The organism is Desulfohalovibrio reitneri (assembly GCF_000711295.1).
In the GTDB taxonomy this organism is placed as follows: domain Bacteria; phylum Desulfobacterota; class Desulfovibrionia; order Desulfovibrionales; family Desulfovibrionaceae; genus Desulfohalovibrio; species Desulfohalovibrio reitneri.
This window is the reverse complement of sequence record NZ_JOMJ01000003.1, coordinates 551490-565510: the sequence shown is the minus strand read 5'-3', so window position 1 is coordinate 565510 and position 14021 is coordinate 551490. Positions and strand designations below refer to the sequence as shown.

At 65.8% G+C, this 14021-nt stretch carries 13 protein-coding genes; 2 read left to right on the top strand and 11 right to left on the bottom strand.

Features of this window, described 5'->3' with window-relative positions:
* Positions 1 to 8: 8 nt before the first annotated feature.
* The 10 genes from purF to coaE all read right to left on the bottom strand — a co-directional run bounded on the left by purF (position 9) and on the right by coaE (position 11665).
* Positions 9 to 1415, bottom strand: a complete 1407-nt coding sequence (purF, locus tag N911_RS0103130; protein WP_029894249.1) for an amidophosphoribosyltransferase — start codon at positions 1413 to 1415, stop codon at positions 9 to 11.
* A gap of 62 nt (positions 1416 to 1477) precedes the next feature.
* Complete coding sequence (gene carB / locus N911_RS0103125; protein WP_029894247.1) at positions 1478 to 4711, bottom strand: carbamoyl-phosphate synthase large subunit; 3234 nt, start codon at positions 4709 to 4711, stop codon at positions 1478 to 1480.
* Positions 4712 to 4849: 138 nt separating this feature from the next.
* The gene (locus N911_RS17340; protein ID WP_051693870.1) at positions 4850 to 5347 is read right to left on the bottom strand and encodes a PaaI family thioesterase; all 498 of its coding nucleotides are present in this window, start codon (positions 5345 to 5347) and stop codon (positions 4850 to 4852) included.
* Positions 5348 to 5393: 46 nt separating this feature from the next.
* Positions 5394 to 5666, bottom strand: coding sequence for a mercury methylation ferredoxin HgcB (hgcB, locus tag N911_RS0103115; protein WP_029894243.1), 273 nt, complete (start codon positions 5664 to 5666; stop codon positions 5394 to 5396).
* Positions 5663 to 5983 (bottom strand): hypothetical protein, encoded by a 321-nt coding sequence (locus N911_RS18720; protein WP_237559879.1) that lies wholly within the window; start codon positions 5981 to 5983, stop codon positions 5663 to 5665. The genes hgcB and N911_RS18720 overlap by 4 nt, the downstream gene beginning before the upstream one ends.
* A gap of 36 nt (positions 5984 to 6019) precedes the next feature.
* On the bottom strand, positions 6020 to 6670 hold the full coding sequence (locus N911_RS18715) for a hypothetical protein (RefSeq protein WP_237559878.1): 651 nt from the start codon (positions 6668 to 6670) through the stop codon (positions 6020 to 6022).
* Positions 6671 to 7241: 571 nt separating this feature from the next.
* Complete coding sequence (locus N911_RS0103105; RefSeq protein WP_029894241.1) at positions 7242 to 8399, bottom strand: SufB/SufD family protein; 1158 nt, start codon at positions 8397 to 8399, stop codon at positions 7242 to 7244.
* A gap of 10 nt (positions 8400 to 8409) precedes the next feature.
* Positions 8410 to 9183 carry an ABC transporter ATP-binding protein gene (locus N911_RS0103100; RefSeq protein WP_029894239.1) on the bottom strand — a complete coding sequence of 258 codons (774 nt, stop codon included), beginning with the start codon at positions 9181 to 9183 and terminating at the stop codon, positions 8410 to 8412.
* Positions 9184 to 9296: 113 nt separating this feature from the next.
* Complete coding sequence (locus N911_RS0103095; RefSeq protein WP_029894236.1) at positions 9297 to 10022, bottom strand: rhomboid family intramembrane serine protease; 726 nt, start codon at positions 10020 to 10022, stop codon at positions 9297 to 9299.
* Complete coding sequence (gene coaE, locus N911_RS0103090) at positions 10019 to 11665, bottom strand: dephospho-CoA kinase (protein ID WP_035104274.1); 1647 nt, start codon at positions 11663 to 11665, stop codon at positions 10019 to 10021. Before coaE ends, N911_RS0103095 begins: the two co-directional genes overlap by 4 nt.
* Before the next feature lie 176 nt (positions 11666 to 11841).
* Here coaE and upp point away from each other — a divergent pair, with 176 nt between their 5' ends.
* On the top strand, positions 11842 to 12468 hold the full coding sequence (gene upp, locus N911_RS0103085) for a uracil phosphoribosyltransferase (RefSeq protein ID WP_029894233.1): 627 nt from the start codon (positions 11842 to 11844) through the stop codon (positions 12466 to 12468).
* A 15-nt stretch (positions 12469 to 12483) separates the two neighbouring features.
* On the top strand, positions 12484 to 13731 hold the full coding sequence (locus N911_RS0103080) for a uracil-xanthine permease family protein (protein ID WP_029894230.1): 1248 nt from the start codon (positions 12484 to 12486) through the stop codon (positions 13729 to 13731).
* 86 nt (positions 13732 to 13817) lie between these two features.
* Here the strand turns inward: N911_RS0103080 and N911_RS0103075 are convergent, their stop codons facing one another.
* Positions 13818 to 14015 carry a heavy-metal-associated domain-containing protein gene (locus tag N911_RS0103075; RefSeq protein WP_237559877.1) on the bottom strand — a complete coding sequence of 66 codons (198 nt, stop codon included), beginning with the start codon at positions 14013 to 14015 and terminating at the stop codon, positions 13818 to 13820.
* Between the last annotated feature and the right edge of the window lie 6 nt (positions 14016 to 14021).

The following is a 14021-nucleotide window of genomic DNA, read 5'->3' as shown; positions in this document are numbered from 1 at the left end:
CGCGCCTCCTACCAGGACAGGGCCACTTCGTCCTCCAGGCAGCCCTTGCACGCCTCGGAGGGGATGTCGATGGGGTAGTCGCCGGTGAAGCAGGCCAGGCAATAGTTGTCCGGGTGCTCCACGGTGTTCAGCAGCCCGTCCACCGTAAGGTAATGCAGGGAATCCAGCCCGCAGAACTGGGCGATCTCGCGGACAGTGTTGTTGGCCGCGATGAGTTCGCCCTTGGAGGAGAAATCGATGCCGTAGAAACAGGGAAAGCGGATGGGCGGACAGGAAACGCGCATGTGCACCTCGGTCGCGCCCAGTTCGCGCAGTTTCTTCACGCGGGTGCGGATGGTGGTGCCGCGCACGATGGAGTCGTCCACAATGACGATGCGCTTGCCCTTGATCATGGGGCGCACGGGATTGATCTTGATGCGGGTGGAGAAGTCGCGCACCGACTGTGAAGGCTGGATGAACGTCCGGCCCACGTAGTGGTTGCGGATCATGCAAAGCTCCAGCGGCAGCCCGGACTCCTGGGAGTAGCCCAGGGCGGCGAAGTTGCCCGAATCCGGGAAGGGCATGACGAAATCGCCCTGCACGTCCGCCTCGCGGGCCAGCTCGCGGCCCATGCGCTTGCGGCTGTCGTAGACCACCTCCCCGAATACCCTGGAATCCGGCCGGGCGAAGTAGATCTGCTCGAAGATGCACTGCCGCACGTCGCCCTTTTCCGCGATGCGGTGGGATTCTACGCACTTGCCGTTGATGACCAGCATCTCGCCCGGATCGATGGGGCGCAGGTACTCGGCCTCCAGAAGGTCGAAGGCGCAGGTCTCGGAGGCCAGGACGTAGGCGTCGGCCACCCGACCCAGGGCCAGGGGCCTAAAGCCGTGGGGGTCCTTGACCGCGATGAGCTTGTCATTGGCCAGGATGAGCAGGGAGTAGGCCCCGCGCACCTTGGCGCAGGCCTTCTTGACCGCCTCCTCCAGTCCACCGTTGGTCAGGTTGCGGGCGATGAGGTGGACGAAAATTTCCGAGTCCATGGTGGTCTGGAAGATGGAGCCGGAAGCCTCGAGCTCCCGCCGCAGTTCCAGCGTGTTCACCAGGTTGCCGTTGTGGGCGATGGCCAACTGCATGTCGCCGATGCGCACCAGAAACGGCTGGGCGTTGCGGATGAGGGAGGCCCCGGTGGTGGAGTAGCGCACGTGCCCCACGGCGATGCGCCCCTTGAGCTCCTTGCCCAGGTGCCGCTCGGTGAAGATATCCGGCACCAGGCCCATGCCTTTCTGCTCGCGGATCTTCGCGCCGTCCCAGGTGACGATGCCCGCGGACTCCTGCCCGCGGTGCTGCTGGGCGTAGAGGCCGTAATAGGCCAGCCGGGCGGCTTCCTCGTGGTTGTAAATGCCGAAGAGGCCGCAGTATTCCTTTTTGCTCATGGCGTCCTTCCGAGGGGTTGGTGCCCCCCTGTGGTAAGGCGGCCGAGCCGGGTCGGCAAGCCCTACTCTCCGTAGTACTCCTGCAGGCACTGCACGCCCAGTCCGGCGTGGCTGCGCGCCCGCACGGCATGGGCCATGGCCCGCGCCCCGGCGATGGTGGTGGCGTACGGGATGCCGTACAGCAGGGCCGCCTGGCGCAGGCTCTTGGAGTCGTGAATGGTCTTCTTGCCGCTGACGGTGTTGATGACCAGATCGATCTGGCGGTTCTTGATGGCGTCCACGATGTGCGGCCTGCCCTCGTAGACCTTGAGGACTTCCTCGCATTCCAGGCCGTGCTTGCGCAGGTGCGCCGCCGTGCCCCGGCTGGCGGTTATGCCGAAGCCAAGCTCGGCGAATACCCTGGCCGGTTCCAGAACGGCCTCCTTGTCGGTGTCGTTGACCGAAATGAAGACCGTGCCCGAGGTGGGCAGCTTCTGCCCCGCGGCGTGCTGCGCCTTGAGGTAGGCCAGGCCGAAGTTGTCGTCCATGCCCATGACCTCGCCGGTGGAGCGCATCTCGGGGCCGAGGAGCACATCCACGCCGGGGAAGCGGTTGAAGGGGAATACCGCCTCCTTGACCGAGACGTGGCCGGTCTTGCGCATGGACCAGGGGTCCAGCTCGGCCAGTTTCTCGCCCAGCATGACCCGGGTGGCCAGCTTGGCCAGGGGCACGCCGGTGGCCTTGGAGACGAAGGGCACGGTGCGGGAGGCGCGGGGGTTGACCTCCAGGATGTAGATTTCCCCGTCCCTGACGGCAAACTGGATGTTCATCAGGCCGACGACGTTCAATTCCACGGCCAGGGCCTTGGTCTGCCGCCTGATCTCCTCCTCGACCTCCTCGCCGATGGTATGGGCGGGGATGACGCAGGCGGAGTCGCCGGAGTGGATGCCCGCCTCCTCGATGTGCTCCATGATGCCCCCCACGAAGGTGTCCTCGCCGTCGGACAAGGCGTCCACGTCAACCTCAATGGCGCTCTCCAGGAACTTGTCGATGAGGATGGGGTGCTCGGGCGAGACGAAGGCGGCCTCGCGGAAGTAGTTGTCCAGCTCGGCGTCGTCGTAGACGATCATCATGGCCCGGCCGCCCAGCACGTAGGAGGGGCGGACCACCACGGGATAGCCGATGTCCCCGGCGATGCGGATTGCCTCGGCCTCGGACTTGGCGATACCGTTGGCGGGCTGCTTGAGGTTCAGCTTGTTGAGCAGGCTCTGGAACCGCTCGCGGTCCTCGGCGCGGTCGATGGAATCCGGGGATGTTCCCAGAATGGGCACCCCGGCGCGCATGAGCGGCACGGCCAGATTCAGCGGGGTCTGCCCGCCGAACTGCACCACCACGCCTTCGGGCTGCTCGAGGTCGATGATGTTCATCACGTCCTCGAAGGTCAGGGGCTCGAAGAAGAGGCGGTCCGAGGTGTCGTAGTCGGTGGACACGGTCTCGGGGTTGGAGTTGACCATGATGGAGCCCACGCCCATCTCCCGCAGAGAGAAGGAGCAGTGGCAGCAGCAGTAGTCGAACTCGATGCCCTGGCCGATGCGGTTGGGCCCGCCGCCCAGGATCATGACCTTTCGGCCGGCCATGGGATCGATCTCCCGGCCGGACTCATAGGTGGAATAGTAGTACGGGGTATAGGCCTCGAACTCGGCCGCGCAGGTATCGACAAGATAGAAGGTGGGCTCCACCCCGAGCTTCTGGCGCAGGCGGCGCAGGTCATGGCGGTTCCATTTCCACAGGGTGGCCAGCTGGCGGTCGGAGAAGCCGTTGGCCTTGGCCTTATGCAGCATTGGGGCCAGAGCGGGGTTCTCCGGGGAGAGGTTCTCGGACAGGCCAAACTCCCGCAGCTCCTCCTCCATGTCCACGATTTCCTTGATCTGGCGCAGGAACCAGGGGTCCACGGCCGTGTCGCGGAAAATCTCCTCCAGGCTCAGGCCACAGCGCATGGCCGTGCGGATGTCGAAGATCCGGCGGGAGTGGGGACGGCGCATGCGGGCGCGCAGGGTTTCCATGTCGCAGTCGGGCTCGGCGAAATCCTTGCCCAGGCCGATGGCCCCGATCTCCAGGCCGCGCAGCCCCTTCTGCAGGGCCTCCTTGAAGGTGCGGCCGATGGCCATGGTCTCGCCCACGCTGCGCATGGCCGTGGTCAGCTCGTCCTTGGCCCCGGGGAACTTCTCGAAAGTGAACCGGGGCAGCTTGACCACGCAGTAGTCGATGGTCGGCTCGAACGAGGCCATGGTCTCGCGGGTGATGTCGTTGGGGATCTCGTCCAGGGTGTAGCCCACGGCCAGCTTGGCTGCGATCTTGGCGATGGGGAAGCCGGTGGCTTTGGAAGCCAGGGCGGAGGAACGGGAGACGCGGGGGTTCATCTCGATGACCACCATGTCGCCGTTCTCCGGGTTGACCGCGAACTGGCAGTTGGAGCCGCCGGTGTCCACGCCGATCTCGTTCATGATGGCGATGGCCGCGTTGCGCATCTCCTGGTACTCGACGTCGGTGAGGGTCTGCGCCGGGGCCACGGTGATGGAGTCGCCGGTGTGCACGCCCATGGGGTCGAGGTTCTCGATGGAGCAGATGATCACGCAGGAGCCGTTTTTGTCCCGCATGACCTCCAGTTCGTACTCCTTCCAACCCAGGATGGACTCCTCGACCATGACCTCGTGCTTCATGGAGGCATCCAGGCCGCCCCGGCCTATCTCCTCCAGGTCCTCCATGTTGTAGGCCACGCCGCCGCCTGTGCCGCCCAGTGTGTAGGCCGGGCGGATGATAACGGGGAAGTCGATCTCCCGGCCCAGTTGGCGCACCTCGTCCATGTTCCGCGCGAAGCCGGAATGGGGCAGGCGCAGGCCGATGCTGTGCATGGCGTCCCTGAACTCCTCGCGGGACTCGGCCTTGCGGATGGCCTCCTGGGAAGCGCCGATGAGCTCCACGCCCAGTTCCTCGAGCTTGCCGCTCTCGGCCACGGCCAGGGCCGTGTTCAGGCCGGTCTGCCCGCCCAGGGTGGGCAGCAGGGCGTCGGGCCGCTCTGCCTCGATGATCTTGATGACCACCTCGGGGGTGATGGGCTCCACGTAGGTGCGGTCGGCCAGTTCCGGATCGGTCATGATGGTGGCCGGATTGGAGTTGACCAGGACCACCTCGTAGCCCTCTTCCTTGAGGGCTTTGACGGCCTGCACGCCGGAGTAGTCGAACTCGCAGGCTTGGCCGATGATGATGGGGCCGGAGCCGATGATGAGGATCTTCTTGATGTCGTCGCGTTTGGGCATGGCGGCGGAGTCGCAGAAAGTTATGGTTGGACGGATTCGCGGTGGGCAAGGTGTAAGCGAAGTGCCCCCTGGACGCAAGGGAAAGCGCACCCACCGTCGCGGCGAGGCAGGATAGCCCGCCTTGTGCCGGTGGGCAAGTCAGCGCAGGTAGCGGCGAAAGCTCTCGGGCACCTCGTCCAATCCCAGGGATTCGCGGAAGGTTTTTTCGTCCGGGGTGACGAACTTGCCCTCCCCTCCGGCGACTTCCCGGCCGTTCTGCAGCAGCCGCCCGGAACAGGCCACCACCCGCGCGCCCACCTTGTCCGCCCTGGCCCGGCACTCGATGGGCTGGCCGGTGCGCACCGCGCGGCGAAAACGGACGTTGAGCGACCCTGTGACCACGAACCGCTCCGAGGCGTGCAATGCCGCCCAGAACATGACTTCGTCCAGCAACATGGTCTGGAAGCCGCCGTGCAGCACGCCGGGAAATCCGGCCATGGCCTCCTTGGCCGCGTCCAGAGTGGACACCACCTCGCCTGTATCGGTGTCGTGGAAGAAGCGCAGGCGGAAGCCCCACTCGTGGGTGGGCGAGCAGGCGAAGCAGTTGCAGTCCGGAAAATCGGCCAGAATGTTGGGGATAGGCTGGTAACGGCTCATGCGCCCGGCAGTAGCACGGCCGGACGCGCGGGGCCAGTCCGGGCAGTCAGCAGCAGTCCTTGGTGGAACGGCCCAGCCAGCCGTTGAGGATAAGGGTGGCGCAGCCCGCGCCCGGCTTGACCGCGATGGCCTCCACCGGACAGTTTTGGGCGCAGCCGCCGCATTCGATGCAGGCGTCGCGGTCGGCGTATTCCGCCTTGCCGTCCTTCAGGCGAAAGACTCCGCGCGGACAGACGGTCAAACACATGCCGCAGCCGATGCACGCCTCGCGGTCCAAATCCAGGCTGACCACGTTTTCCAGATAGCGCAATTCGCTCATGCTCCCCCTCCGAAAGCCGCGACCATCCACAGAACCAGGGCCGCCAGCAGGCAAGCGGCCTGCACGGGCATGTAGCGCCGCATTTCCTTTTCCACGCCGGATGGCGAGGTGAAGCTGGTGGACCCGGTGAAGTGCATGGCGAACCAGGAAGCCACCGCCGCGCATCCGAACACCAGCGCCCCGGTGGCGGGCCAGCCGGACTGGAGGCCCACGGCCCAGAGCAGCCCGATGACAGTGCCGGTCAACAGCCCCTTGGCCGAAAAAGCGCGGAACGGCAGCCAGGGCAAAAGCGCCGAAACCAGGAAGTTGCCGCCCAAAAAGGCCGTCAGGAAAGCCGCGACGGCCGCGCCGCCTCACTCGGCGGCGCGGGAGAGGGAGAAGACGCCCGGGCCGAGGCCGCCCAGCAAAAACAGTATTGGCAGGGCCCAGAGGAAGGTGGCGCGGTTGTTATGGACTTCCACCAGGGCCACGGCCAGCCGCTCGGACAGGGGGAAGGTTTCGCGCCGCATGTGCGGCTCGGCCCGCATGCCCGCCTGGAGGTAGGCGGGGAGGTCGGCGGCGCGGATGGGCCCGAAGACGGCCTCGAAGCCGGTGAGCCGCTTTATCTCGCGCGCGGCCACTCCGGGCGCGGCCAGCTGCGGCAGGATGACCTTGCGGTGGGAGACGACCTTGTCCAGGCCCGCGGATGCGATGCGCGCGGCCACCTCCTCGGTGGAGAAGGTGCCTTTGCCCGCGGCGCACCAGACGTTCACGCCCAGGGTCTCGATGACCAGCACCCAGGCGTCCACGCCACCCAGGCGGCGACGCATGACGTTGGCCGTCAGCGGGTAGTTGCATGTCACCAGCACCGGGCTGTCCGCGTCAGGCCGGCCCACGGCGTACAGCCCGGGCGGGATGCGGGCGGTGCCGCGCCTGTGCCCCAGCAGCAGGGCCAAATTCTCCACACGGCCGCGCCAATCCGCGCCGGTGGCCAGCCTGGGAACCAGCCCCGCCGGCGTGCGCAACCAGCCCCGCACGCTATGCAACGGCCGCAGCCCCGCGCCTTCTCCTTCCGCCTCCGGCGGAATCTCGAAACGCGGGCCTCAGCAGGGCGCGTCGTCCGCGGGCCTCGGTCCAGTGCAGGCTTCGGCGTTCAGTTTTTCGAGTAAATCGTCCATGCGCGGCTCCAAGTGGGAAACTAGGCCTCGAATTCCTCACTGACAAGTCCGGCACCCCAGTCCAGTGCACTTCTGAAAAGGACTTACCGGGAATATCTCCGGATACCTCCGCGAGCCAGGGGCGAGGCTCCCTTAAAACCGTTGTCGAAAAACGGACCTATACGATGCGAAAAAGAACCCCTGCAAAAGCGCACAAGGCGCTGCAGTAAACCGAAGCAGCCGAAGGCCTCTGCGAAAGGCGAGAAAAACGCCAAGACGCCCCCGAGTGCGAGGCGCGAGGAGCGGGCAAGACCGACGCCCTGGAGCCGCTGGGCGAGGAACGAGCCCTTACGGATACAGAGAGCAGCGCTGTACAATGGCGTACGCGAGGGTTTGCCCGCTCCGGAGCAACGAAGCAACCGGGGGCGTCTTGGCGTATTTAGAACATGTCCTTTTCGGATTCCTCGATGGTCTGGTTGATGGCCGCGTTGAGCTTGTCCGGCAGCCCCATGATGTCCACGTTGAGGAAGCCGCGCACGATGGTGGAGGTAGCCTCCTCCTCGTCCAGGCCCCGGGCCATGAGATACTCGATCTCCTCCTGGGCGATCTTGCCCACGGCAGCCTCGTGGGAGAGCTCGACGCCCTCCACGGTGCCTTCCAGTTCGGGGATGGCGTGGATGACGCCCTCGCCCAGGATAAGGCCCTTGCACTCCAGGTGGCCCCGGGCGGGAACGTGGTTGCCCTGGATGTGGCCGCGGTTGATGATGTGGCCGCCCGTGGTGATGGTACGGGCGACGATCTCGCAGCGGGTGTCCGGGGCGTCCATTACGACCCGGTTGCCCATGTCCAGGTGCGACCCGTGCGGGGCCACGATGACGGAGTTGAAGCGGGCCAGGCTGTCCGCTCCCGCCAGCCGGATGGAAGGGTACATTTGCAGGTACTTGACCGGTTTGAGCAGCACGTAGTTGTTCAGGAACTGGCCGCCCTCCTCCACAACACCCGCGGAGCGGGGCACCACGGAGACGCTTTCGCCCCAGTTGTGGACCATGGTGAAGGTCAGCTTGCCGCCCTTTTTCACGTAGAACTCGGAGATGCCGATGTGCACCGAGTCGTGGGTGTGCTTGGACACGGCGCAACCGGTGATGATGTGCAGTTCGGCGTCCTCTTCCACGATGATAATGTTGTGGACGCTCTGCCCGGCCTTGTTGGACTTGATGAAGAGGCAGGACTGCACCGGTTCGGGCACCTTGACGCCCTTCTTGGCGCGGATGAAGTAGCCGCCGTGCAGCACCTCGTCGGCCTGCTTGGTGTATTCGTCCTTGTCCCTGGGCACCAGCTTCCAGAAGTATTCCGGCAGGCCGTCGTACAGCTTGAGGGCGTCCTTGATGTCCAGCACCTCCACGCCTTCGTGCAGGCTCTTGGAGTAGGCGCCGGAGTGGTCCATGTGCAGGAAGGAACCGGAACGGCCCGCCTCCTCCACATCCACGCCGCTCATGATGAGCTGCTCGCGGTCTTCCTCATCGAGGGTGCGCAGATCCTGCAGCAGGCCGGATTCGTGGCCCGTGAACTCGTATTGTTTGAGGTCGACTTCCTTCATTGCGCTCTCCTTATGCGGGGACGGACTGTTCCAGGCAACGGACGCATTCCTGGTATCCGTAATTGCGGATGTGCTCCAGAATGTCGCGGGGGCGGGCCTCGCAGCACAGCACGCCGTTGTAAAGCACCTGGCCCCGGTCGGCGTTGACGTAGTCCAGGATGTAGCCGGTGTGGGTGATGATCAGGCCGGAAGTCGCCTCGGCCTTCTTCAGCTCCTGCAGGGTCTTGTCCGGGCGGGGCTTGGACTCGCCCTGGAGCATCTCCCGCACAGCGCCGCCGATGAGGGCCATGTTCTCCAGGTCCACGCCGGACTCGGGCTCGTCGAAGAGCACCAGGCCGGGGTCCTGCGCCATGAGCATAAGCAGCTCGCTGCGCTTGATCTCGCCGCCGGAGAGCCCGGCGTTGACGTCGCGGTCCAGCAGGTGGGTCATGTTCACCTTGGCCGCCAAGGCCTCGATGTCCGCGTCCGGGTCGCGTGCGGCCAGTTGCACCAGCTTGCGGGTGGGCAAACCATGAATGGTGGGCGGGCGCTGGAAGGACATGCCGATGCCCCGCCTGGCGCGCTCGTCCGTGGACATGGAGGTGATGTCCTCGCCGTTGTAGACGATCTTGCCCTTGGTGACTTCGTACCCGGCGAAGCCCATGAGGGTCATGAGCAGGCTGGTCTTGCCGGAGCCGTTGGGTCCGAAGAGGATGAAGGTCTCGCCGTCTTTGATGGTCAGATCGAGGCCCTTGAGGACTTCGGTCTCACCGATTTTGACGTGTAGATTCTCGATTTGCAGCATTGGGTGCTCCTCGCTTTGCCTGTCGGCTTGGGAAAGAATCGGGATACCCCTCCCCTCGCTCCGAATCAAGCCCTTGCGCCGGTATTCGCGCATCGGCACCCGGCCCGGGTGGGTCAGGAAGCCTCCCGTTCGTATCTTTTCCTATCTTTATTATAGCAATAATAACACCGCTCACGCCTTCGGAACAGGGGGAGAAGCAACATTCCCGCCACGAATCCCACCGCGTGTGCCCAGAACGCCACTCCGGCCCCACTTCCCCCCGCGCCCTGGGCCATGCCGGAAAGGAACTGCAGCACGAACCACAGCCCCAGGAACAGCACGGCGGGAAGCTCCACGATGTAGGGGAAGAAAAAAATGGGAATGAGGGTCAGCACCCGGCCGTGGGGGTAAAGGAGGAAATAGGCCCCCATGACCCCGGCGATGGCCCCGGAGGCGCCGATGACCGGCACCTGTGACTGGGTGTTGAGCAGCATGTGGCCGAATACCGCCAACAGGCCGCAGGCCACATAGAAGGCCGCGAAGCGGCCGTGGCCCATGACGTCCTCCACGTTGTCCGCGAAGATCCACAAGACCCACATGTTCAGCAGAAAATGCATCCAGCCGCTGTGCAGAAACATGTACGCCAGGAAGGGCACGGCGTCCAAAAGGGGATCGCCGGTCCAGGAGGCCTGTCCGCCGAAGTAGCGTTCCGGGATGACCCCGAAGAGCTGGATGAAGTGCATCCGCGCCTTGGGATGCAGCAGCAGCTCGAAGAGGAAGGTGAGGGAGTTGCATCCCAGAAGGACGTAGACCGTCCAGGGACGGTGCACGTTGGGGATGCTGTCCTTGAGCGGGATCAAGCACCTTTCTCCTCGAGGAAGGGCAGCCCGTGGCCCCGGAAAAGCGGCTCCAGGGAGCCGGCGAACTCCCGCACCCGGGCCGCGCGCAAGCGGCGCAGGTCCTCCAGGGCCTCGCGCGCGCAGGCGTCCAGTTCGTCCAGTCCGGCGCTGTTGGAGACCACCACCGAGGAGGCGGCGATCTTCTCCTCCCGGCTCCATTGCCAGGAGTCCAGCCCCTCCACACGCTCAGGGGGCACGCCCCGGTCCGCGAGCCGGCGGCGGCGTTCTCCATCGGGAGCGTCCACGCAGACCACGGCGTCCATGCTCCCGCCCCAGCCCGCCTCAAACAGCAGTGGAATCTCGGCTACGGCCATGCGGCCGTCCGCGTGCTCCCGGAAGAACCCGTCCATGTCGTGCCGCACCAGGGGATGAATCATGCCCTCCACCTCGCGGCGCAGGGCGGGCTCATCCATCATGGCCCGAAACAGCGCCGCGCGGTCCACCGGCTCGTCCTCCTCCGGCACGAACCGGTCGCCGTAGCGCCCGCGCAGCAGCCGCCAGCCGTCCGAGCCGGGCAGGTACTGCCGGGCCACGGACTCGTCCGCGCTGAATACCGGCACGCCGCGCTCGCGCCAGATGGCGCACAGGGCGGACTTGCCGCTTCCCGGCAGCCCCACCACGCCCACGCGCTGCGCGCTCCGGTTCATGTGCAGGGGCAGGCGGGTGAAATCCTTGGGGGGTGGAGCGAAGAAGGCCATTCGCTCCCCGTCGCCGGGGTGGCGGAATGAGATGTAGGCGGCGTGGAGCATTTGCCTCGCGGCCAGGCGGGCCACTCGGGGGTGGGTGCGGGCCAGCTCGGCCGCCTCGCGCGGTCCATAGAGAGGGTCGCCCACCAGCGGATGTCCCAAGTGGCTGAGGTGGACGCGTATCTGGTGGGTGCGGCCGGTGTGTATCTTGACCGCCAGCAGGCTGAAGGCCCCGCCCTCGGAAACCCATAGCGGCCGGTAGTCGCTGCGCGCCTCGCGCCCGCCGGAAAAGGCCACGGTCATGCGGGTGGGGTTGGAGGGGTCGCGGCCGATGGGCATGTCCACGCTGCCCTCGCCCGGCGCGCCGTGCACCAAACAGAGATAGACCTTGTCCACCAGCCTGGCGGCGAAGTCCCCGGCCAGCCGCAGCCTGGCCTCCTCGTTGAGGGCCACCAGCATGAGGCCGGAGGTGTCCTTGTCCAGCCGGTGCACGATGCCGGGCCTGGACGGGTCCAGGGAGGCGATGCCGGGGAAGTGGTGGACCAGCCTGGCCACCAGGGTCTCCCCTTCCACGCCGGGCGCCGGATGAACGGTCAACCCGGCGGGCTTGATGACCACGGCCACGTCCTCGTCGCTGTGGAGGATGTTCAACTCGCCCGACGAGGGGTTCACCGCCCCCTCCTCGCCCGGTCCGTAGAGTTCCACACGCTGCCCGGCGGCCAGCCGCTCCCTGGGCTTGCCGGGGTCGCGGCCGTCCACCAGGGCCAGCCCCTGGCGGATGAAGCCCTGGATGCGGGAGCGGGATATACCGGAACCGGACAGCCGCTCGCCGAGAAAGGCGTCCAGCCTGCTGCCATCCGCTTCCGGGGGGACCTCCCCCATGAAGAGGAGCTCGGTATCTTCTATTTCGTTGACCATGCGTTTCGTCTCTCCAACCTATCATCATACCCTGCCGCCAACTAGATGGCAAAGCCCGCCAGCTCCGGACTTCCGGGGCGGCCTTGACCACCCCCGGCGGTCCGTTTACAACCAAGCCGCTTCCGCGGGCCAGGGCCGGTGCGCCCCCCGCCACACCATCCAGCAAGGAGGCGACCGTGCCCGTCACAGTGGTCGATCACCCTCTGGTCCGTCACAAGCTGGGAATCCTGCGCCGCGACGACCTCTCCACCAAACAGTTTCGATCCCTGGCCAACGAGGTAGCCCGCCTGCTGACCTATGAGGCCACCAAGGACTTCCAGACAGAAACCTGCACTGTGGAGGGCTGGGCCGGCCCGGTGGAGGTGGAGCGCATTATCGGCAAGAAGGTCACGGTGGTGCCCATCCTGCGCGCCGGCCTGGGCATGATGGACGGGGTGCTGGACATGGTGCCCGGAGCCAAGGTCTCGGTGGTGGGCTTCTACCGCAACGAGGAAACGCTGAAGCCGGTGCAGTACTACGTCAAGCTGGCCAACGAGATCGACAAGCGCACCGCGCTCATTCTCGACCCCATGCTGGCCACCGGCGGCACGCTGCTGGCCACCATCGACATGCTCAAGGAAGCGGGCTGCACCTCCATCAAGGGGCTCTTCCTGGTGGCAGCGCCCGAGGGACTGGACAAGCTGACCAATCGCCACCCCGACGTTGAGGTCTACACCGCCTCGGTGGACGAGCGCCTCAATGAACACGGATACATCCTTCCCGGGCTGGGCGACGCCGGGGACAAGATCTTCGGCACCAAGTAACCGCAGGAGGCTCGCATGGACCCGCATTCCACGGAATACCGGCTCAGGCCCGGCAACGCCCTGCTGGGCGCGCAAATGCTCTTCGTCGCCTTCGGCGCCCTGGTGCTGGTGCCCCTGCTCACCGGGCTGGACCCCAGCGTGGCCCTGTTCACCGCCGGGGCGGGCACCCTCATCTTCCAGATCGTCACGCGCGGCTCGGTCCCAGTCTTTCTGGCCTCTTCCTTCGCCTTCATCGCGCCCATCATCGAGGGAGTGAACACCTGGGGCATCCCAGGCACCCTGTGCGGACTGGCCGCGGCCGGCGTGCTCTACGTGCTCATCAGCTTTTTGGTGCGGGCCTTCGGCCAGGGCGTCATGGAGCGGCTGCTGCCGCCCATCGTGGTCGGCCCGGTGATCATGGTCATCGGCCTCATCCTGGCGCCGGTGGCCGTAAACATGGCCACAGGCATGACCGGGGACGGCTCAGCGCGGCTGATGGACGAAGGACAAGCCCTCATCCTCTCCCTCACCGCACTGGCGGCCACCGTGCTGACCTCCATCCTGGGGCGGGGCATTTTCAAGCTCATCCCCATTTTCGTGGGCATCGTGGTGGGCTACGTGCTTTCCCTGGCCTTCGGCGCGGTGGACTTCACCAAGCTGAACGAGGCGGCTTGGTTCCAAATGCCCAACTTCGTGGCTCCGGAGTGGAACTGGCAGGCCATCCTCTACATCATGCCGGTGGCCATTGCCCCGGCCATTGAGCATTTTGGCGACATGCTGGCCATCAGTTCCGTGACCCGCAAGAACTACCTGGAAAAGCCGGGGATCAAGAACACCCTCCTGGGCGACGGCCTGGCCACGGTGCTGGCCTCCATGCTGGGCGGCCCCCCCAACACCACCTACTCCGAGGTCACGGGCGCGGTGGCCCTGACCAAGGTGTTCAACCCCGCGGTCATGACCTGGGCGGCCATCGCCGCCGTGCTGCTGGCCTTCGTGGGCAAGTTGGGCGCGCTGCTGCAAACCATTCCCGCGCCGGTCATGGGCGGCATCATGGTTCTGCTTTTCGGCACCATCATGGTGGTGGGCATCAACTCCCTGGTGCGGGCCGGGCAAGATCTGATGAAACCCCGCAACATGGTCATCGTGGCCCTTATCGTGATCATGGGCGTGGGCGGCATGTCCCTGCCCTTCCCCGGCACCTCCTTCCGCCTGGGCGGCATCGGCCTGGCAGGTATCCTGGGTGTAGTCCTCAACCTCATTCTGCCGGACGGGGATGATCGCTGACGCCCCTGAATACGGAAAGAAAAAGCGCCCGGCTGGTCTCGACCAGCCGGGCGCTTTTTCTTATCCGGAGGCGGGCGGAAAAGCGACTACCCGGTCACCTCGAAACCGATGCCCTCGATGGTCTTCTTGACCAACTCCGGGCTGACCGGGGACCTCTCCTCGATGCGCACGCGGCCGGATTCCAGATCCACGTCCACCGAAGCCACTCCGTCCAGGTTGCCCAAAGCCTCCTTCACCGAAGCCACGCAGTGCTGGCAGCTCATGCCCTTGACCGTGATGTCCATGGCGCC

Excerpts from the sequence above, each read along its gene's own strand:
- carB (WP_029894247.1), bottom strand. The coding sequence starts at position 4,711 with ATGCCCAAACGCGACGACATCAAGAAGATCCTCATCATCGGCTCCGGC.
- N911_RS0103105 (WP_029894241.1), bottom strand. The coding sequence starts at position 8,399 with ATGAAGGAAGTCGACCTCAAACAATACGAGTTCACGGGCCACGAATCC.
- hgcB (WP_029894243.1), bottom strand. The coding sequence starts at position 5,666 with ATGAGCGAATTGCGCTATCTGGAAAACGTGGTCAGCCTGGATTTGGAC.
- N911_RS0103100 (WP_029894239.1), bottom strand. The coding sequence starts at position 9,183 with ATGCTGCAAATCGAGAATCTACACGTCAAAATCGGTGAGACCGAAGTC.
- purF (WP_029894249.1), bottom strand. The coding sequence starts at position 1,415 with ATGAGCAAAAAGGAATACTGCGGCCTCTTCGGCATTTACAACCACGAG.
- coaE (WP_035104274.1), bottom strand. The coding sequence starts at position 11,665 with ATGGTCAACGAAATAGAAGATACCGAGCTCCTCTTCATGGGGGAGGTC.
- N911_RS0103080 (WP_029894230.1), top strand. The coding sequence starts at position 12,484 with ATGGACCCGCATTCCACGGAATACCGGCTCAGGCCCGGCAACGCCCTG.
- N911_RS17340 (WP_051693870.1), bottom strand. The coding sequence starts at position 5,347 with ATGAGCCGTTACCAGCCTATCCCCAACATTCTGGCCGATTTTCCGGAC.
- N911_RS0103075 (WP_237559877.1), bottom strand. The coding sequence starts at position 14,015 with ATGGACATCACGGTCAAGGGCATGAGCTGCCAGCACTGCGTGGCTTCG.